The organism is Agrobacterium leguminum, from assembly GCF_005144435.2.
Lineage (GTDB): Bacteria > Pseudomonadota > Alphaproteobacteria > Rhizobiales > Rhizobiaceae > Agrobacterium > Agrobacterium leguminum.
In genome coordinates this window covers 2,469,857-2,496,503 of the sequence record NZ_CP120211.1, presented here as the reverse complement: position 1 = coordinate 2,496,503, position 26,647 = coordinate 2,469,857, and the positions used below count along the sequence as shown (strand labels likewise).

Below are 26,647 nucleotides of genomic sequence, written 5' to 3'. Positions count from 1 at the left end.
GTGGCTTCAATGCCACGCTGCCCGATGCCGCAAGGAACGACAGACAGAACGGCATACCGCCCCGGCGGCAGACAGCAATAATCAAAGCGGCAGGCCGGCGAACGGCCCTAACGGCATCGAGGAGGCGGACGGATAAGTCCGCAAGAACACAATGGCAAGGCAAGAAGCGAACGAGCAGTTTCAGATCACGTCGTTTCTGGACGGCGCGAATGCAGCCTATATCGAGCAGCTCTATGCCCGGTACGAAGAGGACCCCTCTTCCGTGTCGCCGGAGTGGCAGAGCTTCTTCAAGGCGTTGTCCGATAATCCGGAAGACGTGAAGAAGGCGGCCAAGGGCGCCTCCTGGAAGCGCGCCAACTGGCCGATCCCGGCGAATGGCGAACTGGTATCCGCACTCGACGGCAACTGGGCCACGGTCGAAAAGGCCATCGAGAAGAAGGTTCAGGCGAAAGCCGAGGCCAAGAGCGCCGACACCGGCAAGCCGGTCAGCCAGGCGGAAGTTCTGCAGGCGACCCGTGACAGCGTTCGCGCCATCATGATGATCCGCGCCTACCGCATGCGCGGCCACCTTCATGCCAAGCTCGATCCGCTCGGCATCGCGGTCGCGGTTGAGGATTACAACGAGCTGTCGCCGAAGTCCTACGGCTTCGAGGAAAGCGATTACGACCGCAAGATTTTCATCGATAACGTGCTCGGCCTCGAATATGCGACCGTGCGTGAGATGATCGATATTCTGGAGCGCACCTACTGCTCCACCATCGGCGTCGAATTCATGCACATGTCCAGCCCGGAAGAAAAAGGCTGGATTCAGGAGCGCATCGAAGGTCCGGACAAGGGCGTTGCCTTCACGGCGGAAGGCAAGAAGGCCATTCTGTCCAAGCTGGTCGAGGCCGAAGGCTACGAGCAGTTCCTCGACGTGCGTTTCAAGGGCACCAAGCGTTTCGGCCTCGATGGCGGTGAATCGCTGATCCCTGCGCTGGAGCAGATCATCAAGCGCGGCGGCCAGGAAGGTCTGGAAGAAGTCGTTCTCGGCATGGCCCACCGCGGTCGCCTGAACGTTCTGACCAACGTGATGGGCAAGCCGCATCGCGCCGTGTTCCACGAGTTCAAGGGCGGTTCGTTCAAGCCTGACGATGTCGAAGGTTCGGGCGACGTGAAGTACCATCTCGGTGCCTCCTCCGACCGCGAATTCGACGGCAATAAGGTTCACCTGTCGCTGACGGCCAACCCCTCGCACCTTGAAATCGTCAACCCCGTTGTCATGGGCAAGGCCCGCGCCAAGCAGGACCAGCTGGCCAAGGTGTGGGACGGCGACATCATTCCGCTGTCGGAACGCGCCAAGGTGCTGCCGCTCCTGCTGCACGGCGATGCTGCTTTCGCGGGCCAGGGCGTTGTTGCGGAAATTCTCGGCCTTTCCGGTCTGCGCGGTCACCGCGTTGCCGGTACCATGCACTTCATCATCAACAACCAGATCGGCTTCACGACGAACCCGGCGTTCTCGCGTTCGTCGCCCTATCCGTCCGACGTCGCCAAGATGATCGAAGCGCCGATCTTCCACGTTAACGGCGACGATCCGGAAGCGGTTACCTATGCGGCCAAGGTTGCGACCGAATACCGCATGAAGTTCCACAAGCCTGTCGTCATCGACATGTTCTGCTACCGCCGCTTCGGCCATAACGAAGGCGATGAGCCGGCGTTCACGCAGCCGAAAATGTACAAGGTTATCCGTGGTCACAAGACAGTCGCGCGCATCTATGCCGACCGCCTGATCGCGGAAGGCCTGATGAACGAAGGCGAATTCGAGAAGATGAAGGCCGACTGGCGCGCTCATCTGGAACAGGAATTCGAGGCAGGCCAGTCCTACAAGCCCAACAAGGCCGACTGGCTGGACGGTCAGTGGTCGGGTCTGCGCGCCGCCGACAATGCCGATGAGCAGCGTCGCGGCAAGACCGGCGTGCCGATGAAGCAGCTGAAGGAAATCGGCAAGAAGCTGTCGACCATTCCGGAAGGCTTCAGCGCCCACCGCACGATCCAGCGCTTCATGGAAAACCGCTCGCAGATGGTCGAGACGGGCGAAGGCATCGACTGGGCAATGGCGGAAGCGCTTGCGTTCGGTTCGCTCGTTGCCGATGGCCACAAGATTCGTCTTTCCGGTCAGGATTGCGAACGCGGCACCTTCTCGCAGCGTCACTCGGTCCTCTACGATCAGGAGACCGAAGAACGTTATATTCCGCTTGCCAATCTTTCGCCGACGCAGGCCCGTTACGAAGTCATCAACTCGATGCTTTCGGAAGAAGCCGTTCTCGGTTTCGAATATGGCTACTCGCTGGCCCGCCCGAACGCGCTGACCCTTTGGGAAGCCCAGTTCGGCGACTTCGCCAACGGCGCGCAGGTGGTGTTCGACCAGTTCATCTCTTCGGGTGAACGCAAGTGGCTGCGCATGTCCGGTCTCGTCTGCCTTCTGCCGCATGGTTACGAAGGTCAGGGCCCGGAACACTCGTCCGCCCGTCTGGAGCGCTGGCTGCAGATGTGCGCCGAAGACAACATGCAGGTTGCCAACTGCACGACGCCGGCCAACTACTTCCACATCCTGCGCCGCCAGGTGAAGCGCGACTTCCGCAAGCCGCTGATCCTGATGACGCCGAAGTCGCTGCTGCGTCACAAGCGCGCCACCTCTTCGCTGGCCGAGCTTGCAGGCGAGTCCTCCTTCCACCGTCTCCTGTGGGACGATGCTGAAGTCATCAAGGACGGTCCGATCAAGCTGCAGAAGGATTCGAAGATCCGCCGCGTCGTCATGTGCACGGGCAAGGTCTATTACGATCTGCTCGAGGAACGCGAAAAGCGCGGTATCGACGATATCTACCTGCTGCGTATCGAACAGCTTTACCCGTTCCCGGCCAAGGCGCTCATCAACGAGCTGTCGCGTTTCCGCAATGCGGAGATGGTCTGGTGCCAGGAAGAGCCGAAGAACATGGGTGCGTGGTCGTTTATCGATCCCTACCTGGAATGGGTCCTGGCGCATATCGACGCCAAGTACCAGAAGGTCCGTTACACGGGCCGTCCGGCTGCCGCCTCTCCGGCGACCGGCCTGATGTCCAAGCACCTGGCGCAGCTTGCTGCGTTCCTGGAAGACGCGCTGGGAGAGTGAAAACTCTCCCGCACCGCCCCGCAAAAAAGACACCTGAATAACGGAACTAGATCATGGCCACTGAAATCCGCGTACCAACCCTCGGCGAATCCGTAAGCGAAGCGACCGTCGGCACCTGGTTCAAGAAGGTCGGCGATACCGTCAAGGCCGACGAACCGCTCGTTGAACTGGAAACCGACAAGGTTACCGTCGAAGTCCCGGCGCCTGCGTCCGGCGTTCTCACTGAAATCGTTGCGCAGAACGGCGAGACTGTCGGTCTCGACGCGCTTCTCGGCCAGATCGCCGAAGGTGCCGCCGGTGCAGCGACCTCTGCACCTGCCGCAGAACCGGCAAAGCCTGCTGCGGCTGCCGCACCGGCACCTGCCGCCGTTGCCGCGCCGGCAACCGGCTCCATGCCGCCCGCACCTGCCGCCGGCAAGCTGCTTGCCGAAAACAACCTGTCCGCCGATCAGGTCGACGGTTCGGGCAAGCGTGGCCAGGTCCTGAAGGGTGACGTTCTCGCCGCTGTCGCCAAGGGCGTTTCGGCACCGGCCGCCGCGCCGGCTCCGGTTGCTGCTGCTCCCCGTCCGGTTTCTGCCGAGCAGGATGCCGTTCGCGAAGAGCGCGTGAAGATGACCCGCCTGCGCCAGACCATCGCCCGTCGTCTGAAGGATGCGCAGAACACCGCCGCCATGCTGACCACCTATAACGAGGTGGACATGAGCGCCGTCATGGACCTGCGCAACCGCTACAAGGACGTGTTCGAGAAGAAGCATGGCGTCAAGCTCGGCTTCATGGGCTTCTTCACCAAGGCCGTGACCCACGCGCTGAAGGAATTGCCGGCCGTCAACGCTGAAATCGACGGCACGGACATCATCTACAAGAACTATTGTCACGTCGGCATGGCCGTCGGCACCGACAAGGGCCTCGTCGTTCCGGTCATCCGCGATGCCGACCAGCTCTCCATCGCCGGTGTCGAAAAGGAACTTGGCCGCCTCGCCAAGGCAGCGCGTGACGGTTCGCTCGGCATGGCCGACATGCAGGGCGGTACCTTCACCATCACCAATGGCGGTGTCTACGGTTCGCTGATGTCCTCGCCGATCCTCAATGCACCGCAGTCGGGCATTCTCGGCATGCACAAGATCCAGGAGCGTCCGGTCGCCATCGGCGGTCAGGTCGTCATCCGTCCGATGATGTATCTTGCGCTCTCCTACGATCACCGTATCGTTGACGGCAAGGAAGCCGTGACCTTCCTCGTTCGCGTCAAGGAAAGCCTGGAAGATCCGGAACGTCTGGTTCTCGATCTCTAAGACTGAAACAGGGGAGAAGAGGGATGGAAAACCTGGCCGGCGGGAATGGACCTTTCGTGTTCCTGCTGGCGCTCAGCGTCATTCTTCTTCTCCTGCATATCTGCCTTCAGGCCATGTCCGCGACGCGGGAACTCGGCCTTGCCTGGAATGCGGGCGCGCGCGATACGCGGCAGGACCTCAAAGGGGTGTTTGCTGGACGTGCGCAGCGCGCCTCGGATAATTTTCGCGAGACCTATCCGGCTTTCGTCGGTCTCACTCTCGCTCTTGCGATCGCCGGTGACGCTTCCGGCTGGGGGCTGACGGGCGGCTGGATATGGACCATGGCGCGCATCGTCTACATCCCGCTTTATCTGGCAGGCGTCCCCTATGTACGGTCGATCGCCTGGGTCGTGTCCCTTGGCGGTCTGGTCCTCATGCTTGTCGCGCTGATCTGAGGTCGAGCCTATGCATCAATATCTCATCGAACTTGCATCCCTGATGGCGATCTTCTCCTTTGCGATCGTCTCGCCCGGCGCGGATCTCGCGATGGTCATGCGCCAGGCCATGGTGCACGGTCGCAAGCAGGCCATCATCACCAGCTTCGGGGTGGGGACGTCTTTGATGTTCCACGTCACCTATACGATCCTCGGACTTGGCCTCATCATCTCCCAGTCGATCTATCTCTTCAACATCGTCAAATGGCTGGGCGTCGCCTATCTGATCTATATCGGCATCAAGGCGCTGCGCGCCGGCAAGACCGAATTACCCGCCGCCGCTGAAGGTGAAGGCGTTCAGGCGAAAAGCAGCCAGACGGCGCTTAAGGCTTTCACGCTCGGTTTTGCCGCCAATGCGCTCAATCCCAAGCCGGTGTTTTTCTTCCTGTCGATCTTTTCGACGGTGGTTCACGCTCACACGCCGGTCGCCATCAAGTTCGGATACGGTCTTGTCATGGCGAGCTGCCTTATCCTGTGGTTCGTCGGTGTCAGCCTGTTCATGACGACGCCGCGCATGCGGGCCGCATTTCAGCGCGCCAGCCAATGGATCGACCGCACCAGCGGTGTGGTCTTCATCGCTCTCGGTATAAAACTCGCAACGGAAAAAGCGGCCTGAGTTTCAGGTCAAACGCAAGCAGGGCAATGATCCGGCATCTTGCCCGACATCAATCAGGAAAACGAACATGGCATATGATGTAGTTGTAATCGGCACAGGCCCCGGCGGTTATGTTTGCGCGGTCAAGGCGGCACAGCTCGGCCTCAAGGTCGCTGTCATCGAAAAGCGCGCGACCTATGGCGGTACCTGCCTCAATGTCGGCTGCATCCCCTCCAAGGCGCTGCTGCACGCGTCCGAAACCTTCGCCCATGTCGCCCATGGTGTCGATTCGCTCGGTATCGAAGTCGCCGCGCCGAAGCTGAATCTTGAAAAGATGATGGGCCACAAGGACGGCGTGGTGAAGGCCAATGTCGACGGCGTTTCCTTCCTCTTCAAGAAGAACAAGATCGATGCCTTCCAGGGCACGGGCAAGGTGGTTTCCGCCGGCAAGGTTTCCGTCACCAACGACAAGGGTGAGACGCAGGAGATCGAAGCGAAGAACATCGTCATCGCCACGGGTTCGGATGTTGCCGGCATTCCGGGCGTTCAGGTCGATATCGATGAAAGCGTCATCGTGTCCTCTACCGGTGCGATCGCTCTTTCCAAGGTTCCGGAAAAGCTCATCGTCGTCGGCGGCGGCGTCATCGGCCTCGAGCTCGGTTCGGTCTGGTCGCGTCTCGGCGCGAAGGTCACTGTCGTCGAATATCTCGACAATATTCTCGGCGGCATGGATGGCGAAGTTTCCAAGCAGGCCCAGCGTCTGCTGGCTAAACAGGGTCTCGATTTTAAGCTCGGCGCCAAGGTGACGGCTGTTGAAAAGACCGCCGCCGGTGCAAAGGTCGTGTTCGAGCCGGTCAAGGGCGGCGCTGCCGAGACGCTGGAAGCAAACGTCGTGCTGATCTCCACCGGTCGCAAGCCCTACACCGAAGGTCTCGGCCTTGCGGAAGCGGGCGTCGTGCTGGACAGCCGCGGCCGCGTTGAAATCGACGGCCACTACAAGACCAATGTCGACGGCATCTATGCGATCGGCGACGTGGTGAAGGGTCCGATGCTGGCGCACAAGGCGGAAGACGAGGGCGTTGCGCTTGCGGAAATCCTCGCCGGCCAGCGCGGCCATGTGAATTACGACGTCATTCCGGCTGTGGTCTATACGCAGCCTGAAATCGCTTCCGTCGGCAAGACCGAAGAAGAACTGAAGGCCGCAGGCGTCGCCTACAAGGTCGGCAAGTTCCCCTTCACCGCCAATGGCCGCGCCCGCGCCATGCAGGTGACGGATGGTTTCGTGAAGATCCTTGCCGACAAGGAAACCGACCGGGTTCTTGGCGGTCACATCGTCGGCTTCGGCGCTGGCGAAATGATCCACGAAATTACCGTACTGATGGAATTCGGCGGTTCCTCGGAAGATCTCGGCCGCACCTGCCATGCGCATCCGACCATGTCGGAAGCCGTGAAGGAAGCGGCGCTGGCTACCTTCTTCAAGCCGATCCACATGTGATCGGTGTTGGAGCGCGCTGCTCCAACATTAAATTTCAGTCATCTGCCAAACCCCGGCTTGCCATGCAGGCCGGGGTTTTCCATACTCGCGCCACAGCCTGTCTAACCTTTTGATAAAAGGCAATAAAATGGCGTTTCCAAGTCAAGTTTCCTTCACCGTTCCGCAGCGCATCATTCATTGGGCGATGGCGCTTCTGATCTTCTTCAACCTGTTGTTTCCCGATGGCATGGAACATGCCTACCGGCTGATGCGGCGGGGCGAAACACTGACGCCGGAACAGGTATCTTCGGCCAATATTCACGCCTATGTCGGCTTCACCATTCTGTTGCTTGCGGTGCTGCGGCTCTGTCTACGCTTCTTCCAGGGCGTGCCGCCGCATCCCGCCGAAGAACCGCGGCCGTTTCAGATTGCGGCGAAGGTGGCGCATTTCACCTTTTATGCCCTGTTCCTCGTCCTGCCCCTGTCCGGTATTGCCGCTTATTACTTCGGTGCCCAGCCGGCCGGGCAGTTGCATTCCGGTCCCTTCAAGGCGCTGATGTGGGTGTTGATCGCCGGTCACGTCGTCGCCGTTCTGGTTCACCAGTTCTACTGGCGCACCAATGTCCTGAAGCGTATGACGCACGGCTAAGCGGCGGTTTGTCGCGTTTCCGGTTTCTCGGAAAAAGAGGAAGGTGACCCTCGCCGCATCGTGCGGCCGGGGTTCAGGAATGCAGGATTTCGAAGACATATTGCCGGGCGCCGACTGGCGGGATCGCTATCAGGGAGAGATGGTGACGCCGGAGCCGTCCTCACTCGATGTGAGCAGGCTCCTTCTCGATCATCCTCCGGCGTGGATCCGCAGCCTTATGGCGCTTCGAAACCGCGTGGTGGCGCTTTTCGGTTTAAGAACGGTCGAAATGGTGGCTGGCACATCGGCGGGTGGTTTTCCCGTCCTGTCCTCCACGCCACAGCGGACTGTGCTCGGCTTTGACGACCGCCATCTCGATTTCCGGATCGTCGTCGATCTCGAAGAGAAGGAAAACCGCCAGCTGGTGAGTGTCACCACCATCGTCAGGCGCAAGAACCTGTTCGGGCGGCTTTATCTTCTTGTCGTCGGACCGTTTCACCGCCGCATCGTGCCGGCGACGATGCGGCCGTTCTGCGCGAATGTCCGGTCCGTCAGCATCGGGAGTGAGCGGGTCAATCGACCCGCGTGAGGGTGAAGCCTTCCGCGCGCAGCAATTCGACAAGGCCTTCCTCGCCCGGCAAATGCAGTGCGCCGACGGCCATGAAGACATTGCCCCTGGCAAGCTCGGGGGCTGCCCGTTCCGCCATGACGTGGTTGCGGTCGGTGATGATGCGCTGCTCGAAGGCGGCGTAGCCCTGTTCGCTTTCGGCTGCCGCCTTCTTGGGGTCCAGGCTTTTCAGCATGGGCATGGTCATGCCGATATCGCCGGCGACGTAAAGATCGGTCATGGTTGTCATGATGTCATCCATGCGGTCGCCCAGTTCGAGCGTTTCGATCAGCGCCTGAAGATGAAATTCCATCGGCAGCTCGGACATGGCCGTCAGCTGCTCCACCATGGTCTCCAGCCCGACAAGGTGTTTTCCGTCCGCGATGGCATCTTCGGCCAGCTTCTTGTCCAGAAAGGAGAGGCCGGTGGCCTTGCGGGCGAATTCACAGGCAGGAAGGGCGACGAAGCTCGAAAGCATCCACGGCTTCATGCGCGAAACGGCGTTCAGCGGAATGCCGCGTTCCTTGAGGCCCTTTTCCAGACGCGCGACATTTTCCGGCGACAGGATGTCGGTGATCGATTTGCCATCCAGAAACATGGTGAGTTCGGGCTTGCTCAGCAGCGAGGCCGCGACCTTCTTGTCATCGACGATTTCGTCCGATTCCACGATCACCGTCGCGGCTTTTTCGAAGGCGGGGCTGGCGGCGGCAGGCATTTCCAGAACACGTGGATCGGTCACATGCATGGTGCCGAGAAGATAGGACGTGGGCGTTCCCGCCTTTTCGATGCGCCAGAAATTGCCCTTGCCGTTCGGGATCGCGGCCGCTTCCTGTTCGATCTTTGCGAAGGCCTGCGGATCGGTCTTGCGCATTTCCACGAGAATGTCGCTGCCGGTGCAGGTGATCTGCTGCTGCGCGGCTTCCGCTTGCCCCAGCGAAAGCAAGGTCATGAGCAGGATTGCGACGGCGGTGACATGCAGGGCGGCAAGCAGCCACAGCAGGGCGTCGCCGGTCTTGCCCATCAGGGTGGCGGTGAGGTTTTGCGGTTTTATCAGGCTGTGCATCGGTCCAATCCGGTTATCGTTCGCTTATAGAACGGCGGCTTGGATGTCTGGTTAATGATTATGGTTAACCATTTCCTGCTTCATGCGCGCGGATGGGCGTTGTCGTAGATTTCCAGCAGTCTCGCGGTGTCGACCCCGGTATAGACCTGTGTGGTGGAGAGGCTCGCATGGCCGAGCAGTTCCTGAATCGTGCGCAGGTCGCCGCCGCCGGCGAGAAGGTGCGTGGCGAAGGAGTGGCGCAGCGCATGCGGCGTGGCGTTTTCCGGCAGGCCGAAAGCGCCGCGCAGTTTCTGCATTTCCCTCTGGATGATGGCGGGCTGCAGCTTGCCGCCGCGTGCGCCGAGGAACATGGGCTCATCCGCCGACAGGGCATAGGGGCAAAGCTTCCTGTAGGTATCGACAGCTTCCGTCACCACCGCCAGCAGGGGCACAATCCGCGTCTTGTTGCCTTTGCCGGTAATGCGCAGGCTGCGGGCGCCGGGCGGGAAATCGGCCGGGGTCAGACCGAGCGCCTCGGAAATGCGAAGGCCGCAGCCATAAAGCAGGGAAAGGACTGCGGCATTGCGCGCGGCGATCCATGGTTCGTCGTTCAATTGCGCTTCAGTCGTGGTGATTTTCAGCGCCTGCCGGTCGGTCAACGGTTTCGGTAGCGATTTCGGCTGTTTTGGCGCGCGCATGGCGGTGGCGCCTGCGGCATTCACCAGACCTTTTTTCTGCAGGTGATGGAGCAGGGAGCGCAGGCCTGCCAGATGCCTGCCCAGCGAACGTGCGCCGGCACCTTCCTTGCGCCGGTTGGCCAGAAACGCGCGAAGATCCACCGGGCGCAGATCGGCAATATCGGTGATGGAGGCCGGTTTGCCGATATAGCCGGTCAGGAATGTCAGAAATTGCCTGGTATCGCGCTCATAAGCCTCGACGGTATTGTCCGAAAGCCGGCGTTCGCCTGCGAGGGCGGCGAGCCAGGACTGGCGCTCGGCAAGAAGATCGGCTTGGGCAAATGTCAGGATTTCGGTCACGTGGCGCTCCATTCCATGCTTCGAAACTATGCGCTTATGGTCAGCATTTGGTTAAGAGGTGGACTTTGCAAGGCGCGCCCACTACATCCGGGCGGTTTCCTTTTTCCTGTCGCCGGGGCATGGTCGCCACATCATGGCAAAAGATTCGTCTGATCTGTTTGGGGCTCTGTTCGACCCGCCGTCGCCTACGCGCACGGTGCCCGTTCTCGTGCCTATGCCGGCGCCCGGGCCCTACAGCTACTCGGTGCCCGAGGATATGGTGGTGGAGACGGGTTCCGTCGTGCAGGTGCCGCTCGGCCCCCGACAGGTCTTCGGCGTGGTGTGGGACGATGCGGGCGAGAAGGGCGTCGATCCGAAGAAGCTGCGGCCCATCACCAAAAGTTTCGAGTGCCCGCCGCTGAAGGCGGAAATGCGCCGCTTCGTCGACTGGGTCGCCGCCTATACGCTGTCTCCGCCCGGCCTCGTGGCCCGCATGGCGCTCAGAGCACCTGCCGCCTTCGATCCCGAGCCGATGATCGAGGGGCTGCGGCTGACCGAAGGCCGGCCGGAGCGCCTTACCCCCGCCCGAGAGCGGGTGATGGAACTGGCGGCTGAAGGGCATGGCTGGACGAAGAGCGGGCTTGCCCATGCCGCCGGCGTTTCGACCAGCGTTATCGACGGTCTCGTCAAGCAGGGCGTATTCGAGACGGTGTTTCTGCCGGCGCCGCCTGTCGTGGCCGAACCCGATCCTGATTATGTCGAGCCGCGTCTGGAAGGCCCGCAGAAACAGGCCGCTTCGGAAATCCTTGAAGATGTGCGCAAGGGCGGGTTTCATGTCTCGCTGATCGATGGCGTGACCGGCTCGGGCAAGACCGAGGTCTATTTCGAGGCAGTGGCGGAGACGCTCCGGCAGGGCAAGCAGGTTCTCATCCTGCTGCCCGAAATTGCGCTGACGGCGGCCTTCCTTGAACGTTTTCAGGACCGTTTCGGTGCGAAACCGGCGGAATGGCATTCGGACCTGTCGCCGCGCATGCGCGAAAAAGTCTGGCGGCAGGCGGTGACGGGCGAGGTGAAGGTGGTGGCCGGCGCACGCTCCGCACTTTTTCTGCCTTTCGACAATCTCGGTCTGATCATCGTCGATGAAGAGCACGACCCGGCCTATAAGCAGGAAGACCGCGTCTATTATAATGCCCGCGACATGGCGGTGGTGAGAGCGCGGATCGCCGAGTTTCCTGTCGTGCTGGTGTCGGCCACGCCATCGGTCGAAAGCCAGGTCAACGGCAGTTCGGGGCGTTATAACACCATTCATCTGCACACGCGTTTCGGCGATGCGGCGATGCCCGATCTGCACCTTGTCGATATGCGCCGTCATCCGCCAGAGAGGGGAGGGTTTCTGTCACCCGTCCTGCTGCGCGGCATCGGCAAGACCATCGAGAAAGGCGAGCAGGCGCTGCTCTTCCTCAATCGTCGCGGTTATGCGCCGCTGACGCTCTGCCGGGTTTGCGGCCACCGTTTTCAGTGCCCGCAATGTTCCAGCTGGCTGGTGGAGCACCGGTTCCGCAATCAATTGCAGTGCCACCAGTGCGGCCACAGCGAACCGACGCCCGATCATTGCCCGGAATGCGGCACCTTCGATCATCTGGTGGCCTGCGGGCCGGGTGTGGAGCGCATCGCCGAGGAGGTGGAGAAACATTTCCCGGAAGCCCGCACCATCGTGCTCTCCTCCGATCTCATGGGCGTCAAACGCCTGCGGTTGGAGCTGGAGGCGATCGTCAAGGGCGAGGCCGATATCGTTATCGGCACGCAGCTCGTCGCCAAGGGACATAATTTTCCGCTGATGACACTTGTGGGCATCGTCGATGCCGATCTCGGCCTTGCCAATGGTGATCCGCGTGCAGCGGAGCGAACGTTTCAGCTATTGTCGCAGGTGACGGGGCGCGCAGGGCGCACGGGGTTGAAGAGCCATGGCCTGTTGCAGACCTACCAGCCGCAGCATCCCGTCATGCAGGCGATCGTTTCAGGTGATGCCTCGGCCTTTTACGAAAGGGAGATCGTCGAGCGGGAAAAAGCCGTCCTGCCGCCCTTTGGGCGTCTTGCCTCGGTTATTGTCTCCGCCGATACGCGCGGGGAGGCCGAAACCCATGCGCGGGGCTTGAGGGCGGCGGCACCGCAGGTGACGGGCATCATGCTGCTCGGCCCGGCGGAAGCGCCGCTGGCACTCATCCGCGGCCGTCATCGTTTCCGGTTGCTGGTGCACGGGCGGCGCAATTCCGACATGCAGTCCTTTCTCCGGACGCTTCTCGCCAATGGCCCGAAGGAGCGGGGCAGCGTCCATGTTCAGCTGGATATCGATCCGCAAAGTTTCCTCTGAACATTGTCAATGAAGGCGTTTTCCCGCTGTCATGGCCGTGTCATAACGCAGCAGGCGAAAAGAACGATTTGGGGAACGAGATGGAGTTTTATTTTCCGGCCGAATTCGGCGAGCAACTGGCCTTTGGAGCCGCGGTGATATCGGCCGCGATCGGTCTGTTTTTCATGTTTGCACCCGGCATTACCCTTCGCGCCTTCGGCCTGCAGCCGGCTGGCGAGAGCAGGGATGGTTATGCGCTGGTGCGCTCGTCGCTTGCCGGGTTTTATCTCGGTCTCGGCGCGGCCGCGCTGCTTCTGGCGCAGCCCATGGTCTATCTTGCTTTCGGTGCGGCCTTTTCTCTCAGCGTGTTCGGCGGCATCCTCTCCATTCTGTCAGATGGAGGCGCAACCATGCGGAATTGCTTACTCATGGTTGTGCATTTTGTCCTGGCCGCATTGTCGTTGAGCTATGTCTTCGGACTGGTCTAAGCCGGGCTTTTTGGCTTTTGTGCCGCACCAGACCCGCATCCTGAGCGAAATAGGAAAATTTAAACGCATTCCCCCTTGCCCAAACGGCGCTTTCCGCTATTACGCGTGTTGCGAGTCCCGGCGTCCTATGCTAGACGGACCGCGAAATTGGGAAAAGGCAGGGGGGAATTCCGGTCTTTTTCGGGGAAATTGAAACGATTTCAAGAATTTGATGCGGTGGATCGCCACCGTTGATAATCTTGGACGATTAGCAGGGAAAAAGTGCCCGTGGCAGACACCTCCCATGGAACATCCGGTGTAGCGGAAAGGTATGCGTCGTCGCTTTTCGAGCTTGCTTTGGAAGCGGGTGCGGTCGAAGCGGTTCAGGCCGATCTGGATAAGTTCGGCGCACTTCTCGACGAAAGCGACGATTTGAAGCGTCTGGTTGCGAGCCCGGTGTTTTCCGCCGAGGATCAGTTCAAGGCAATCACCGCAATCTGCGAAAAGGCCGGCATTGCCGGTCTCGCTCTCAATTTCCTCAAGGTCGTTGCGAATAATCGCCGTCTCTTTGCCGTTCCCGGCATGATCCGCGCCTACCGCACCATTGCCGCCGCCCACCGCGGCGAAATCACCGCCGAGGTTACCTCGGCACATGCGCTCGACGAGGCGCAGGAAACTGAACTGAAGGCGGCGCTGAAGAGCGTTACCGGCAAGGATGTGGCGGTTTCCGTTACCGTCGATCCGTCGATCCTCGGCGGCCTGATCGTCAAGGTCGGCTCTCGCCAGATCGATACGTCTCTTCGCACCAAACTTTCCACCCTTAAGCTTGCACTGAAAGAGGTTGGCTGATGGATATCCGCGCCGCGGAAATTTCCGCAATTCTGAAAGATCAAATCAAAAATTTCGGCAACGAGGCGGAAGTCTCGGAAGTCGGTCAGGTGCTTTCCGTCGGTGACGGTATCGCCCGCGTCTATGGCCTCGACAATGTTCAGGCCGGCGAAATGGTCGAGTTTCCCGGCGGCATTCGCGGCATGGCGCTCAACCTCGAAGCCGACAACGTCGGTGTGGTTATCTTCGGTTCGGACCGTGACATCAAGGAAGGCGACACCGTAAAGCGGACTGGCGCTATCGTTGACGTTCCGGTCGGTCCGGAACTGCTCGGCCGCGTCGTTGACGCGCTTGGCAACCCGATCGACGGCAAGGGCCCGATCAATGCCGCCAAGCGTTCGCGCGTTGACGTCAAGGCTCCCGGCATCATTCCGCGCAAGTCGGTTCATGAGCCGATGTCGACCGGCCTCAAGGCCATCGATGCGCTCATCCCGGTTGGCCGCGGCCAGCGCGAGCTCGTCATCGGCGACCGCCAGACCGGCAAGACCGCAATCATTCTCGACACGATCCTGAACCAGAAGGCCATTCACGACAATGGCCCGGATGGCGACAAGCTTTATTGCGTCTACGTCGCTATCGGTCAGAAGCGTTCGACCGTCGCCCAGTTCGTGAAGGTTCTGGAAGAGCGCGGCGCGCTGCAGTACTCGATCATCGTTGCTGCTACCGCTTCCGATCCGGCTCCGATGCAGTACCTCGCTCCGTTTGCCGGTTGCGCCATGGGCGAGTACTTCCGTGACAACGGCAAGCACGCTCTCATCGGCTACGATGACCTTTCCAAGCAGGCCGTTGCCTATCGTCAGATGTCGCTTCTGCTGCGCCGCCCGCCGGGCCGCGAAGCTTATCCGGGCGACGTTTTCTACCTCCACTCCCGTCTTCTCGAGCGCGCTGCAAAGCTCTCCGACGAAATGGGCGCTGGTTCGCTGACGGCTCTGCCGGTCATCGAAACCCAGGGTAACGACGTTTCGGCCTTTATTCCGACCAACGTGATCTCGATCACCGACGGCCAGATCTTCCTTGAAACCGACCTGTTCTATCAGGGCATTCGTCCGGCCGTTAACGTCGGTCTGTCGGTTTCGCGCGTTGGCTCCGCCGCTCAGATCAAGGCGATGAAGCAGGTTGCCGGTTCGATCAAGGGTGAACTTGCCCAGTATCGCGAAATGGCTGCCTTCGCCCAGTTCGGTTCGGACCTCGACGCTTCCACGCAGCGCCTGCTCAACCGCGGCGCCCGCCTGACCGAGCTTCTGAAGCAGCCGCAGTTCTCTCCGCTCAAGACGGAAGAACAGGTCGCGGTGATCTTCGCCGGTGTCAACGGTTACCTCGACAAGGTTCCGGTCGCGCAGGTCGGCAAGTTCGAGCAGGGTCTGCTTTCCTACCTCCGCTCGGAAGGCAAGGCGATCCTCGACACCATCCGCACGGAAAAGGCTATCAGCGACGATACCAAGGGCAAGCTCAAGGGCGCTCTTGATAGCTTCGCCAAGTCTTTCTCGTAATCAGGGCTCTTTTACTCGGACGGATAACGGATGCCTTCACTAAAGGATCTGAAAAACCGCATTGCCTCCGTAAAGGCGACGCAGAAGATTACCAAGGCGATGAAAATGGTCGCCGCGGCGAAGCTTCGGCGCGCCCAGGAAGCTGCGGAGGCCGCCCGGCCTTATTCTCAGCGCATGAGCGCCGTTCTCGCCAACATCGCCAAGGCGGTCGAGGCGGACGTTGCTCCGGCGCTGATGACCGGCACCGGCAAGGACGACGTGCATTTGCTCGTCGTCTGCACGGCTGAACGTGGCCTTTGCGGCGGTTTCAACTCGCAGATTTCCCGTTTTGCCCGCGATCACGCCCGCAAGCTGATTTCGGAAGGCAAGACGGTCAAGATCATCACGGTTGGCAAGAAGGGTTACGACAGCCTTCGCCGCGAATTTGCAGCCAACATCATCGAGCGCATTGAACTGCGCGACGTGAAGAAGGTCGGTTTCGAAAATGCCGACCAGATCGCCAAGAAGGTGATCTCGCTCTTCAACGCCGGTGAGTTCGATGTCTGCACGCTGATCTATTCGGAATTCAAGTCCGTCATCAGCCAGATCCCGACCGGCCTGCAGCTCATTCCGGCCGCAACGCCTGTTGTGGAAGAGGATGCCGCGACGCAGAACGCCGTCTACGAATATGAGCCGGATGCGGCTTCTATTCTGGAAGACCTTATTCCGCGCAACATTTCGGTGCAGGTTTTCCGGGCTCTGCTCGAAAACGTTGCCGGTGAAATGGGCGCCAAGATGAGCGCGATGGACAATGCAACGCGCAATGCCGGTGAGATGATCAACAAGCTGACGCTATCCTACAACCGTCAGCGTCAGGCTCAGATCACCAAGGAACTCATTGAAATCATTTCGGGCGCGGAAGCGCTCTGAGGTAAGGAAAGAGGGTAAGGATAATGGCTAAGGCAGCTACCCCCAAGAAAACCGCAGCGGTGAACGGCGCGGGCAAGGTTACCCAGGTTATCGGCGCTGTTGTCGACGTGGCGTTCGAAGGCGAACTGCCTCCGATCCTGAACGCGCTCGAAACCGAGAACAATGGCAACCGCCTCGTTCTGGAAGTCGCACAGCATCTCGGCGAAAACGTCGTTCGCACGATCGCCATGGACTCGACCGAAGGTCTGGTTCGCGGTCAGGGCGTTGTCAACACGGGTGCGCCGATCGAAGTTCCGGTCGGTCCCGAAACGCTCGGCCGTATCATGAACGTCATCGGCGAGCCGGTTGACGAAGCCGGTCCGATCACCACGGCCAAGAAGCGCGCCATCCACCAGGATGCACCGTCTTACGTCGAGCAGTCGACCGAAGCGCAGATCCTCGTCACCGGCATCAAGGTCGTCGACCTTCTGGCTCCTTACGCCAAGGGCGGTAAGATCGGCCTGTTCGGCGGCGCCGGCGTTGGCAAGACCGTTCTCATCATGGAACTCATCAACAACGTCGCCAAGGCGCACGGCGGTTACTCGGTATTCGCCGGTGTTGGTGAGCGTACCCGCGAAGGTAACGACCTCTATCACGAAATGATCGAGTCGAACGTCAACAAGCTCGGCGGTGGCGAAGGCTCCAAGGCAGCACTCGTTTACGGCCAGATGAACGAACCGCCGGGCGCTCGCGCCCGCGTCGCTCTGACCGGTCTGACGATCGCTGAAAACTTCCGTGACGAAGGCCAGGATGTTCTGTTCTTCGTGGACAACATCTTCCGCTTCACGCAGGCTGGTTCGGAAGTGTCGGCTCTGCTCGGCCGTATTCCTTCGGCCGTGGGCTACCAGCCGACGCTCGCAACGGACATGGGCCAGATGCAGGAACGCATCACCACCACGACCAAGGGTTCGATCACCTCGGTTCAGGCCATTTACGTTCCCGCCGACGACTTGACCGACCCGGCTCCCGCAACTTCGTTCGCGCATCTTGACGCAACGACGGTTCTGTCGCGTTCGATCGCTGAAAAGGGTATCTACCCGGCTGTTGACCCGCTCGACTCCACCTCGCGTATGCTTGACCCGATGATCGTCGGCGAAGAGCACTATGAAGTGGCTCGTAAGGTTCAGTCGACCCTGCAGCGCTACAAGGCTCTCCAGGACATCATCGCCATCCTCGGCATGGACGAACTGTCGGAAGAAGACAAGCTGACGGTTGCCCGCGCCCGCAAGATCGAGCGTTTCCTGTCGCAGCCGTTCTTCGTTGCTGAAGTCTTCACCGGTTCGCCGGGCAAGCTGGTCGCTCTCGAAGACACGATCAAGGGCTTCAAGGGCCTGGTCAACGGCGAATATGACAACCTGCCGGAAGCTGCTTTCTACATGGTCGGTTCGATGGAAGAAGCCATCGAAAAGGCAAAGAAGCTGGCTGCCGAGGCTGCCTGATCATGAATTGGCGGGCGCGTGGCTCTAGCCGCGCGCCCTGCCGACAATGGTGGCGAACCGGAACGGCTTTCGCCTGCGTTGTAAAAGACAAGTCCGTGACGCCCGCGTAATTGAAAAGAAGTGAATAGCCATGGCTGACAGTTTCAAATTCGATCTCGTTTCCCCGGAGCGTCTGCTCGTTTCCGAAACGGTTACGGAAGTCGTCATCCCGGCTACGCTGGGTGAGATGACCGTTCTGGCCAATCATGCGCCGACGATGACCACGATCAAGCCGGGTCTGGTAACGGTGAAGTTCGCTTCCGGCGAGACGCATAAATATGTCGTCTTCGGTGGTTTTGCCGATATTCTGCCGACCGGCTGCACGCTTCTCGCCGAATCCGCCGTTTCGGCCGATGACATGTCCCCCGACACGCTGCAGAAGCGTATCGATGCGGCCAAGGCCGAAATCGAAGAGGGCAATCATCATCACGAACATCTGACCAAGCTTGAAAAGCACCTTTATGAACTGACGAACCTGCATGAGGTTCTCGTCGCTGCTTGAAAGCACCGGGCGGGTTCGAAAGAATGACTGCCCACAAAAAACCTAAAGCAGAAAGCGGCCGCTTCGGTCGCTTTTTTGTTTTGGGCTGTTGCCTCCCCATATCAGGCGAAGCATGGCTGCTTTCGCATAGAAACCCGTCACCTGGCCTAATCTGAGATTCCGAATGGCGTTGGCGGGATTGCATCAGTGATGGACGTGCGGAAAATGGGTAAGGCAAGGAGTGCCTTCAACGGGTGCACCCGGGAAACCGATTCCGATTTTTAGGGCTTTCGGTTAGATGTGATACCGGGAAGAAATGCTGCTTTGAGATCGTGAGAGAGACGAAGCGGATTTTCGTCATGGAGGAGTGATCGGCGTGTCGGCAAAGGCAAGTTACCGAAGGGTCGCAAGAACCGCTTTGCGCGAAGGGGCCATAGTGAAGGGCGAGAGGGCGGTGCCCGAGGAGGTGCCGGTTGCCTTTTCCTATGGCGGCAGCACCCATGCCGTGATGATGGCCAGCCCCGCTGATCTTGTCGATTTCGCGGTCGGTTTCAGTCTTACGGAAGGCATCATATCCACAAGGGCGGAAATCCGTTCCATCGAGGTGATCGAGGCCGGGCAGGGCTTCGATGTTCAGGTGGATTTGCAGGATGCCAATGCGGATGCGCTGAGGGCAAGACGGCGGCATATGGCAGGCCCCGTCGGCTGCGGTCTTTGTGGCATCGAATCCATAGAACAGGCGGTCCGCGTGGTACCGGAGTTGAGCGGCGTGGAAGTCTGCGTTGACGGCGATGATATCGTTGCTGCGGTGAAAGCGCTGAGTGAAGCGCAAAGCCTCAATCGCGAAACGCGGGCAGTTCACGGCGCGGGTTTCTACAATCCTCAAAAAGGGCTGCTTGCTGTCCGCGAAGATGTTGGCCGCCACAATGCGCTCGACAAGCTCGCAGGTGCGGTTGTCAATGCGGACCTATCGCCCGATAAGGGTATTGTGGTGGTCACCAGCCGACTGTCGGTGGAAATGGTCCAGAAGACGGCCATTCTTGGCAGCCCCATTCTGGCGGCGATCTCCGCGCCCACTGCGCTCGCCATCGAAACGGCCGAGAGTTCGGGTGTCACACTTGTGGCGCTGGTGCGGGGTGAAGATTTTGAAATCTTCACCCGGGCGGATCGTATCATTCTATAACATTGAGGCCGCCGTTTCCCGGCGGCCCTTGGTTTCAGAGCGGGCCTAGAATTCCGCCCATTCGGCGGCTGCGTTTCCATGAGACCTTGGCGCGGCGGCATATCGCGGTTGCGGCGTGGGGAGCCTAGTGACGACGGCCGGTTTTTTGTCGGCCGGGCGGGCGGGCGATGCCGGTGCCTCATGCGATATTCTGAACTGCCGCAGCAATTCGTGCAGATTTTCCGCTTCCGTGGCGAGGCCGTGGCTGGCGGCGGTGGTTTCCTCCACCATGGCGGCGTTTTTCTGGGTGGCCTGATCCATGACGTTGACCGCCTGATTGATTTCGCTGAGGCCATTCGCCTGTTCGCGTGAGGCTTCAACGATAGCCGAGACATTGGTGTCGATCTCGCTCATCTGCGACTGGATATCCCGGAGCGCGCCGCCGGTTCTGCCCACCAGATCCACACCGTTGGCGACCTGCTCGCGGGAGGTGTTGATGAGGGATTTAATTTCCTTGGCCGCAACGGCGGACCGTTGTGCGAGTTCGCGGACCTCCTGCGCCACAACGGCGAAACCCTTGCCAGCGTCGCCAGCCCGGGCGGCTTCGACACCCGCATTCAGAGCCAGAAGATTGGTCTGGAAGGCGATGTCGTCAATGACGCCGATAATGTTGGTGATTTCACCCGAGGACCGGGAAATCGCATCCATGGCGGAAATTGCCTGCTGGACAATATCGCCGGAATGTTCGGCATGTTCTCTCGTTCGCAATACCAGCTTTCCGGCCTCGCCGGCGCGCTGGCTGGCATCGGTAACGGTGGTGGTGATTTCCTCCAGCGCGGCTGCGGTCTCTTCCAGCGAGGCGGCCTGCTGTTCGGTGCGCTGCGAAAGCTGATCGGCGGCGATGCGGATTTCACCGGAGCCCGAGGCGATTGTCGAGGCATTGTGGGCGATGGTCTGCATGGTGGCCTGCAGCTTGGCGACGACTTCGTTGAAGTCCGCGCGCAGCTTTTCCATGCTGGGCACGAAGCTGTTGTCGAGGCGCTGCACAAGATCACCTTCGGCCAGCGCCCGCAGGGCATCGGCAAGCACACTGATGGCGCTCATGCGCGGCGTGACATCGGTGGCGAATTTCACCACTTTGACCACCTTGCCGGCTTCGTCCAGCACCGGATTATAGGCGGCCTGGATCCATATTTCCTTGCCGTTCTTTCCATAGCGGACGAATTCATCCGAGATGAATTCCCCTGCCGCCAGTCGCGGCCAGAAATTGCCATAGGCGGGCGAGGCGGCATAGGCCGGATCGCAGAACATGCGGTGATGCCTGCCCTCGATTTCTTTGAGGTCGTAATTCACCGTGGCGCAAAAATTCGGGTTGGCGGTAATGATGGTGCCGTCCGGGAAAAATTCGATTGTGGCCTGCGAACGGGAGAGCGCCTCCAGCTTGCCCGCATCGTCCACGGCCCTGATTTTCTTGGCGGTGATGTCGGTGGCGATCTTCACGACCTTATAGGGTTTGCCGGAACGGAAAACCGGGTTGTAAGAGGCCTCGATCCAGATAACCGAGCCGTCCTTGCGAATACGGCGATATTCCCTGGCCTGGAATTCGCCACGGGCGAGAGACTCCCAGAATTCCTGATAGGCCCGCGACCCGGCAAGCTCGCTATCGCAGAAGATACGATGGTGCTTGCCGACGATCTCGGTGAGATCGTACCCCAGCGCCGTGCAGAAATTTTTATTCGCGGTGAGGATATTGCCCTTGAGATCGAATTCTATGACCGCCTGCGATCTCGATATCGCATCGAGCATATTTCTGTTATCTGCGCTTTTCCCTAACCCCAGCATTATACGTCCCCCAAAAACGGCCCACGGCGCGGCGAGCCGCACAGGATATGCGGTCCGCGTCGTATCATGTTGAACAACGAACAGGTTTGCCGCCGAAGGCAGCAATGCAGGCACTTCCGTCTCTCCGCCTCGGTCAGGTATCGGGCCAGCGTGATATTCGTGCCGGCGCGATACTGTTCCATGGCCTTTAATATTAGATATCCATAATATTAAAATGTTCTTATTTAATAAGACGAGGTAAAGAGGAAAAACAAAACCGCCGGGCAGGTGCACCGGCGGTCTGGATTGATCGATAGTCTTCGTGTGGCGTGGCCTGACAAAAAAGGCCTGATTAGGCCGCGAGATCTTCCGCTTCGGTTCCCTTGAACATTTTCGCAAGGTTAAGGAAGCAGATCATGCCATGTTCGTTAGCGATAATGCCTTCCGAATAGGACTTGTCGAAGGAGGCCGAGATTTCCGGAACCGGCTGAACCTGATTTGCCGGGATCGTCAGAATGTCGGAAACGCGGTCGACGAGCATGCCGATGACCATGTTGTGCACTTCCGCCACCACGATGGCGCTTCTCTCATTGGCAACGGTGCTCTTCATGCCGAGCTTGTGAGCCAGATCGATGATTGGAATAACAGAGCCGCGCAGGTTCATGACGCCGATGACGTCTTTCGGCGCGTGGGGAATGGGCGTCGAAGGCGCCCAGCCGCGAATTTCGCGGATGGTCGTCGTCTTCACGCAGAATTCCTGATCATGCAGACGGAACGCGATGATTTCGAGCGTCTCACCGCCAAAATTGGTAGAGTTAATCATTGCCATCAGAATTCTTCCCAATGCTCGCTGTGGAGGCCGGCGCAAGTGCACCGACACTTGCATATGCGGATTTGGCGTTCTGCCTGGTGCCTGAACAGCCGGAAACAATATTTCCGTCTTCAATGGATGATTTGTATCATCAGATGGTTTCGCAAACCTAAATGCGAAGCGGCGCTGGAGTATTTTCGCTTTTCTTCGAAACGCGAAAATACTCTCTTTGATTTTACGCATTGTCCGGACGTAAAAACCGCCACGCACTTTTACTCGAAATGCTAATATTCTTTCTCGTAAAATATGCCGGCTGCGCCTTCGCCATCGCCGCCCGCTTCCCCGCGTAGCTTCACGCCCCGTCCGACATCGAGGTTGATGATGGCTTTTGCGCCGGATTCGCCGCTTTGCTGCAGCTCGAGATAGGTTCTTTCGTTCAGATATTTACCGGCGGAAACACGGGCCTGCCCTTCGGAATCTGTCGAAATATCGAGATCGTCGACGCCGAGATTGCTTCTGAGCTTGTCGAACAGCGAGGTGGAACGCCCGCCGGCCAACTGGGCGGCGGCATCGGCCAGCCTTGCGATCTGCAGAGCCGAGAGTTTCGACATGGATTGGCCGAAGATCAGCTGCGCCATCACCTCATCCTGCGGCAGGGCGGGCGCGGAGGAGAAAGCAAAGGTCGGATCGTTGGCGTTGCCGGAAACGGCCACGGTGATGGTCGTCGAACCGACCGTCGAGTCGGCCTTCATATCGAGGACCGGAACGAGGCCGCCACCGAAACTGATATTGCCGGTGGTGAAATCGAGGCGGCGAGTGAGGATTTCGAGCCGGCCACGGCGCATTTCGAAGCCGCCGGAAATGACGGGAACGGCTGCCGTGCCACGGATCGTCAGATTGCCCGTGAGTTCCGCATCGATGCCGCGCCCGCGCACGAAGATGCCGCTCGGTGCGTTCACCTGCAGATCGAGATTGATGGTGGACGAACTGCCGCTGCCGCCCTGATCAGCCCCGAGCGCCTTGGCCTGCGCGCGCACCTTCGGCGGGGCGTTCTTGTGCTTGACATCGATCTCCGTCAGCGAGGCCGGAAGCTTTTCCGGAATGGTGATGGCGCTTCTGTCCAGCGTCAGGTTGCCGCCCAGCACGGGGGAATTCAGCAGCGGGCCTTTCAGCGTCAGCGTGCCGCTTACCACTGTCGTCACCAGCGTGCCGTCATTATAACCCGCGCGATTAAGGGTGATCGATATATCGGCGGGGAAACCCGAACCACCGGCTATGCCGACGCTGCCGGTTCCCGAGATCGTTCCGCCGCCCGCCAGCTTGCCCGTCAGTCGCGAAATGACGGCACGGTCGCGGTCGAAGGTGATGGTGGCGCCCAGATCGTTGATGGTCAGGTTCCGGCGCACATCGGTCAGGCGCGTACCATCGGTGGTGATGCTGCCGGTAACGACAGGTGCGGAAGCGCTGCCGGAAATCTTCACATCGATGGCGGCGGTGCCGTCCACATCGAGGCCCTGCGCTGCGGTTTGCGCCGCGACGGCGGAGAAGGGCAGCCTGCCGGAAAACGCCATCGAAAGCGGACGATTGCCGGCGATGCCGAGCGAGCCGCCGCCGGAAAGCGACATGCCGCCCTGGCCGGATACATTGGTGTCGATCTGCAAGGTGCCACCGGCAAAACGGCCGTTCGCCTTGATGCCGAGCGCGGCAAGGCCCGCCGCACGTGTCTGCGCGACCTCGGCATTGGTCCAGTTCAGATTGTAATCGACCGCGGGGTTCGATGCCGCACCCTTGGCGCTCACCGTGCCGGAGATGCTGCCTGCCGCATCCAGTCCGGTGGCGAAGGCATTTGCGAGACTGGCGGGCAGCGAACGGATATCGGCATTGATGTCGAGCGTCGACCCGGCGCTGCCGTTGACCTCGACGCGTCCTTCACCCGTGATGATGGTCAGATCGGAGATGCGGGCCGTGCCGTTCTGGATGGCGATGGTGCTCGGTTTTTCAAGGCGAACCGCAATGCCCTTGGGAGCGGCGGAAAAGGCGTCGACGCGCACTGTCATCGGTGATCCGCCGGTCTCAGCGCTGCCCTTTACCACCAGCGGCGCATTGTCGTAACGGCCATTGACGTCGAACTGCGTCGTCGTACCGGAATGGCCGATGGTGGCATTCAGGCCCGATATCGCGGCGGCGCCGGCATTGACGCTATCGGCGCTGACCTTGCCATTGATGGCGAGAGCCTGAAGATCGTCGATGGAAATATCGGCGGCGAGTTTGGAGATCGTTGTCGTGCCCTGGCGGATGCTGCCGCCATTGGCCTTGATCGTCGCGGCAATCCGGCCATTGGCGTTGCTCAGGGCGATATCGCCGGCAATATCGCCATCCGCCTGCTGCGCGGCGAGGGCGGCGAGCAGGGCAAGGTCGGGGAAATTGAAGGAGAGATTGCCCGATGGCAGGAATTGCTGCGAGAATTGCAGCTGGCCGTTCAAGATATTCCGGCCTACGGCCACGTGCAGCTCGGGGATGGCCGTGCCGTTTTCGGTCTGCACCACATCGGCATTGGCGTCGATCTTCTGTCGGTCGAGGCTGCCGCTGGCGGTGAGCTTTGCCTGAGGCGCGGCGGGATCGGCCTTGCCCGTTGCATTGACCTTCAGCGATTCGAGTGTTCGTCCGGCAAGGATTGCGCTTTCGGAACTCAGGGTGACGTTGAAATCCGGTGCTGCCAGCGCGCCGCTGGCCTCGATTGCAAAATCGGCGACGCCCTTCGCCTGTGGCGTCAGTTTTTCAAGAGCGGGAAATTTACCCGTCAGGCTGGCGCTCAATGCATCGTTTTCGAGGCCGACATTGCCGGTTGCTTCGATGGTTCCCGACTTGACGACGAGGTTTTCAAGGCTGGTGCGTCCGCCGATGGTCACGTCGATATCGCCCTGGAGGGCGATGGTGGTGTCGAATTTTTCCGCGAGAGCCGGTGGAAGGGTGGCGGGCAGCGCGAAGAGCTGCACGCTGGAGGTCAGGCGATTGCCGCTGAGATCGAAACTGCCGTTCAACGTCCCACCGACACTGGCGCTTTCCAGCGTTGCGCCGTCGAAGCCGATGGCGGACGAAGTGAGGCTGAGCGGCGCCTTGACGGTGAGGGGCGCCCGCACCAGCCGGTCGATATCGGGGCTGACGAAGGAGGATTGCGCCACGGACAGCACTGTCGCGATCGTGCCGCTGCGGTTGGCGATGTTGAGATCGGCGCTCTCGGCCGTCAGCTTGACGTCATCGAGCCTGCCTTGCGGCAGGGAAAGGCTGCGCAACGATACCGTCGTGTTGAGATGCGCGGCGTCTGCACCGCCCTTGAGGGAAAGATCGAGGCCGTTGATGAGGGCCTGAACCTCGCCATTCTCCAGCGGCCAGCGAAAATCCACGGGGCCGGCGGTGCCGATGAGATTGGCGGCGAGATCGTTCTGACCGTTCGGATCGACCGTGCCTGACGCCGTCAACAGCAGGGTGCCGGTCTCCAGCGTGCTGCTGCCGATTTCGATGCGGCCCTGCGGCGAAAGGGTTGCATTTGCGTCGAGCTTTGTCTCGCCAGCAAAAAGCTGACGGAAGGCCGGAGGCAGAAGCAGATCGGGCTGGCCACCGCCTGCAATTTCGATACGGCGGGTGCCATCATCTGCAAGAAGGTGGCGGCCGGTGACATTGACGACAGGGTTGCCGGCGACATTGCCACGCAGCGTGCCCGTCCAGTTGGAAAGCGGGCCTTCGCCGTTGAGGTCTATCGCCACCGCAGGTGTTCCCGGAAGAGAAAGCAGCGTGGCGAGAAGACCGCCCTCTGGCTCCTTCATCTCCGCTTTCAGCTTCAGGACATTCTCATTCGGAAGGAAGGCTATGTCGGCATTAACCTCCGCATCCGGCGCATTGAGTCGATGGGCGGTGAGCGATAGCCGCATATCGTCCTGGGCAGCCGTCAGGTTGCCTTCCGCGTTCAGGTCGAAGGGACGGCCGAGAAGCGATTGGCCAAGGCTGATATCGGGAAAGCTGAACTTGTCGACGGCGATTTCGATCGGCAGCGAGGAATTGCCGGAGCTCTTGGTCGATGTCTGCTCCGGGGCAAGCGGTTTGCGCTCGACATCGATCGATCCGGCCGAGACCCGGTCGGCATGGAAGGTGCCGGCAAGCAGCGAGAGCGGCGACCAGTCGACGGCGATCTGGTTCACGCGGGCATAGGGCCCCTGCCGGTCTGAAAGCGTGACATTGTCGAGCCGCAGGCGGCCGGTCAAAAGGCCGCTCGGGGGCGAAATCTCGATTACCTGATCGGGCGTGGAAACGAGCGATGAAATCTGCTTTGCGGCAATTCTTGCGCCCATCGGGGTAAAACCGACGAACAGAACCGCAAGCAACACCAGCACGACGCCGCACAATGCAGCGTAGCCCAGCCATTTCAGCAATCGAATCAACGTTTTCATAAAGGGTAATCTACACTCTGTTGCAAGGGTGTTC

General features: G+C 60.2%; 20 protein-coding genes. 15 read left to right on the top strand and 5 right to left on the bottom strand.

Going from position 1 to position 26,647, the window contains the following annotated elements:
- The first annotated feature begins 151 nt into the window (after positions 1-151).
- The 7 genes from CFBP4996_RS11990 to CFBP4996_RS11960 all read left to right on the top strand — a co-directional run bounded on the left by CFBP4996_RS11990 (position 152) and on the right by CFBP4996_RS11960 (position 8,196).
- Positions 152-3,148, top strand: a complete 2,997-nt coding sequence (locus CFBP4996_RS11990) for a 2-oxoglutarate dehydrogenase E1 component (protein ID WP_035263524.1) — start codon at positions 152-154, stop codon at positions 3,146-3,148.
- Between the two features lie 53 nt (positions 3,149-3,201).
- A complete protein-coding gene (gene odhB, locus CFBP4996_RS11985) occupies positions 3,202-4,437 on the top strand; it encodes a 2-oxoglutarate dehydrogenase complex dihydrolipoyllysine-residue succinyltransferase (RefSeq protein WP_080853031.1) in 1,236 nt (411 codons plus the stop codon).
- Positions 4,438-4,460: 23 nt separating this feature from the next.
- Positions 4,461-4,871, top strand: coding sequence for an MAPEG family protein (locus tag CFBP4996_RS11980; protein WP_003523517.1), 411 nt, complete (start codon positions 4,461-4,463; stop codon positions 4,869-4,871).
- A gap of 10 nt (positions 4,872-4,881) precedes the next feature.
- Complete coding sequence (locus CFBP4996_RS11975; RefSeq protein ID WP_121490289.1) at positions 4,882-5,526, top strand: LysE family translocator; 645 nt, start codon at positions 4,882-4,884, stop codon at positions 5,524-5,526.
- A 67-nt stretch (positions 5,527-5,593) separates the two neighbouring features.
- On the top strand, positions 5,594-7,000 hold the full coding sequence (gene lpdA, locus CFBP4996_RS11970) for a dihydrolipoyl dehydrogenase (protein WP_065656960.1): 1,407 nt from the start codon (positions 5,594-5,596) through the stop codon (positions 6,998-7,000).
- A gap of 127 nt (positions 7,001-7,127) precedes the next feature.
- Positions 7,128-7,628 (top strand): cytochrome b, encoded by a 501-nt coding sequence (locus CFBP4996_RS11965; protein ID WP_078052379.1) that lies wholly within the window; start codon positions 7,128-7,130, stop codon positions 7,626-7,628.
- Between the two features lie 79 nt (positions 7,629-7,707).
- Positions 7,708-8,196 (top strand): DUF2867 domain-containing protein, encoded by a 489-nt coding sequence (locus tag CFBP4996_RS11960; protein ID WP_080853032.1) that lies wholly within the window; start codon positions 7,708-7,710, stop codon positions 8,194-8,196.
- On the opposite strand, the gene CFBP4996_RS11955 is transcribed toward CFBP4996_RS11960, so the two are convergent.
- Together CFBP4996_RS11955 and CFBP4996_RS11950 are read right to left on the bottom strand one after the other, a co-directional pair.
- On the bottom strand, positions 8,180-9,277 hold the full coding sequence (locus tag CFBP4996_RS11955) for a TraB/GumN family protein (protein WP_078052381.1): 1,098 nt from the start codon (positions 9,275-9,277) through the stop codon (positions 8,180-8,182). The genes CFBP4996_RS11960 and CFBP4996_RS11955 overlap by 17 nt on opposite strands.
- Positions 9,278-9,357: 80 nt before the next feature.
- Positions 9,358-10,305, bottom strand: coding sequence for a tyrosine recombinase XerC (locus CFBP4996_RS11950; RefSeq protein ID WP_080853033.1), 948 nt, complete (start codon positions 10,303-10,305; stop codon positions 9,358-9,360).
- A gap of 121 nt (positions 10,306-10,426) precedes the next feature.
- On the opposite strand from CFBP4996_RS11950, the gene CFBP4996_RS11945 reads away from it, so the two are divergent.
- The 8 genes from CFBP4996_RS11945 (at position 10,427) to fdhD (ending at position 19,557) form a co-directional block, all read left to right on the top strand.
- Entirely contained in the window at positions 10,427-12,643 is a 2,217-nt protein-coding gene (locus tag CFBP4996_RS11945) for a primosomal protein N' (protein WP_080853308.1), read from the top strand.
- 80 nt (positions 12,644-12,723) lie between these two features.
- The gene (locus CFBP4996_RS11940; RefSeq protein WP_035221626.1) at positions 12,724-13,110 is read left to right on the top strand and encodes an AGROH133_08824 family phage infection protein; all 387 of its coding nucleotides are present in this window, start codon (positions 12,724-12,726) and stop codon (positions 13,108-13,110) included.
- A 261-nt stretch (positions 13,111-13,371) separates the two neighbouring features.
- Entirely contained in the window at positions 13,372-13,938 is a 567-nt protein-coding gene (locus tag CFBP4996_RS11935) for a F0F1 ATP synthase subunit delta (RefSeq protein WP_170988551.1), read from the top strand.
- On the top strand, positions 13,938-15,467 hold the full coding sequence (gene atpA, locus CFBP4996_RS11930) for a F0F1 ATP synthase subunit alpha (RefSeq protein ID WP_004443771.1): 1,530 nt from the start codon (positions 13,938-13,940) through the stop codon (positions 15,465-15,467). The genes CFBP4996_RS11935 and atpA overlap by 1 nt, the downstream gene beginning before the upstream one ends.
- A 30-nt stretch (positions 15,468-15,497) precedes the next feature.
- Positions 15,498-16,376, top strand: coding sequence for a F0F1 ATP synthase subunit gamma (locus CFBP4996_RS11925; RefSeq protein ID WP_035263533.1), 879 nt, complete (start codon positions 15,498-15,500; stop codon positions 16,374-16,376).
- A gap of 23 nt (positions 16,377-16,399) precedes the next feature.
- The gene (gene atpD, locus CFBP4996_RS11920) at positions 16,400-17,854 is read left to right on the top strand and encodes a F0F1 ATP synthase subunit beta (protein ID WP_003523533.1); all 1,455 of its coding nucleotides are present in this window, start codon (positions 16,400-16,402) and stop codon (positions 17,852-17,854) included.
- A 130-nt stretch (positions 17,855-17,984) separates the two neighbouring features.
- Complete coding sequence (locus CFBP4996_RS11915; protein WP_003492358.1) at positions 17,985-18,395, top strand: F0F1 ATP synthase subunit epsilon; 411 nt, start codon at positions 17,985-17,987, stop codon at positions 18,393-18,395.
- A gap of 346 nt (positions 18,396-18,741) precedes the next feature.
- Entirely contained in the window at positions 18,742-19,557 is an 816-nt protein-coding gene (gene fdhD, locus CFBP4996_RS11910; RefSeq protein ID WP_080853034.1) for a formate dehydrogenase accessory sulfurtransferase FdhD, read from the top strand.
- A gap of 45 nt (positions 19,558-19,602) precedes the next feature.
- On the opposite strand, the gene CFBP4996_RS11905 is transcribed toward fdhD, so the two are convergent.
- The 3 genes from CFBP4996_RS11905 to CFBP4996_RS11895 form a co-directional block, all read right to left on the bottom strand.
- Entirely contained in the window at positions 19,603-21,378 is a 1,776-nt protein-coding gene (locus CFBP4996_RS11905) for a methyl-accepting chemotaxis protein (protein WP_080853309.1), read from the bottom strand.
- 331 nt (positions 21,379-21,709) lie between these two features.
- Positions 21,710-22,186 carry a chemotaxis protein CheW gene (locus CFBP4996_RS11900; RefSeq protein WP_003504949.1) on the bottom strand — a complete coding sequence of 159 codons (477 nt, stop codon included), beginning with the start codon at positions 22,184-22,186 and terminating at the stop codon, positions 21,710-21,712.
- Positions 22,187-22,452: 266 nt separating this feature from the next.
- Positions 22,453-26,613: a translocation/assembly module TamB domain-containing protein gene (locus CFBP4996_RS11895; protein ID WP_080853035.1), complete on the bottom strand. Its 4,161-nt coding sequence runs from the start codon at positions 26,611-26,613 to the stop codon at positions 22,453-22,455.
- Between the last annotated feature and the right edge of the window lie 34 nt (positions 26,614-26,647).

Excerpts from the sequence above, each read along its gene's own strand:
- CFBP4996_RS11990 (WP_035263524.1), top strand. The coding sequence starts at position 152 with ATGGCAAGGCAAGAAGCGAACGAGCAGTTTCAGATCACGTCGTTTCTG.
- odhB (WP_080853031.1), top strand. The coding sequence starts at position 3,202 with ATGGCCACTGAAATCCGCGTACCAACCCTCGGCGAATCCGTAAGCGAA.
- CFBP4996_RS11980 (WP_003523517.1), top strand. The coding sequence starts at position 4,461 with ATGGAAAACCTGGCCGGCGGGAATGGACCTTTCGTGTTCCTGCTGGCG.
- CFBP4996_RS11975 (WP_121490289.1), top strand. The coding sequence starts at position 4,882 with ATGCATCAATATCTCATCGAACTTGCATCCCTGATGGCGATCTTCTCC.
- lpdA (WP_065656960.1), top strand. The coding sequence starts at position 5,594 with ATGGCATATGATGTAGTTGTAATCGGCACAGGCCCCGGCGGTTATGTT.
- CFBP4996_RS11965 (WP_078052379.1), top strand. The coding sequence starts at position 7,128 with ATGGCGTTTCCAAGTCAAGTTTCCTTCACCGTTCCGCAGCGCATCATT.
- CFBP4996_RS11960 (WP_080853032.1), top strand. The coding sequence starts at position 7,708 with ATGCAGGATTTCGAAGACATATTGCCGGGCGCCGACTGGCGGGATCGC.
- CFBP4996_RS11955 (WP_078052381.1), bottom strand. The coding sequence starts at position 9,277 with ATGCACAGCCTGATAAAACCGCAAAACCTCACCGCCACCCTGATGGGC.
- CFBP4996_RS11950 (WP_080853033.1), bottom strand. The coding sequence starts at position 10,305 with ATGGAGCGCCACGTGACCGAAATCCTGACATTTGCCCAAGCCGATCTT.
- CFBP4996_RS11945 (WP_080853308.1), top strand. The coding sequence starts at position 10,427 with ATGGCAAAAGATTCGTCTGATCTGTTTGGGGCTCTGTTCGACCCGCCG.
- CFBP4996_RS11940 (WP_035221626.1), top strand. The coding sequence starts at position 12,724 with ATGGAGTTTTATTTTCCGGCCGAATTCGGCGAGCAACTGGCCTTTGGA.
- atpA (WP_004443771.1), top strand. The coding sequence starts at position 13,938 with ATGGATATCCGCGCCGCGGAAATTTCCGCAATTCTGAAAGATCAAATC.
- CFBP4996_RS11925 (WP_035263533.1), top strand. The coding sequence starts at position 15,498 with ATGCCTTCACTAAAGGATCTGAAAAACCGCATTGCCTCCGTAAAGGCG.
- atpD (WP_003523533.1), top strand. The coding sequence starts at position 16,400 with ATGGCTAAGGCAGCTACCCCCAAGAAAACCGCAGCGGTGAACGGCGCG.
- CFBP4996_RS11915 (WP_003492358.1), top strand. The coding sequence starts at position 17,985 with ATGGCTGACAGTTTCAAATTCGATCTCGTTTCCCCGGAGCGTCTGCTC.
- CFBP4996_RS11905 (WP_080853309.1), bottom strand. The coding sequence starts at position 21,378 with ATGCTGGGGTTAGGGAAAAGCGCAGATAACAGAAATATGCTCGATGCG.
- CFBP4996_RS11900 (WP_003504949.1), bottom strand. The coding sequence starts at position 22,186 with ATGGCAATGATTAACTCTACCAATTTTGGCGGTGAGACGCTCGAAATC.
- CFBP4996_RS11895 (WP_080853035.1), bottom strand. The coding sequence starts at position 26,613 with ATGAAAACGTTGATTCGATTGCTGAAATGGCTGGGCTACGCTGCATTG.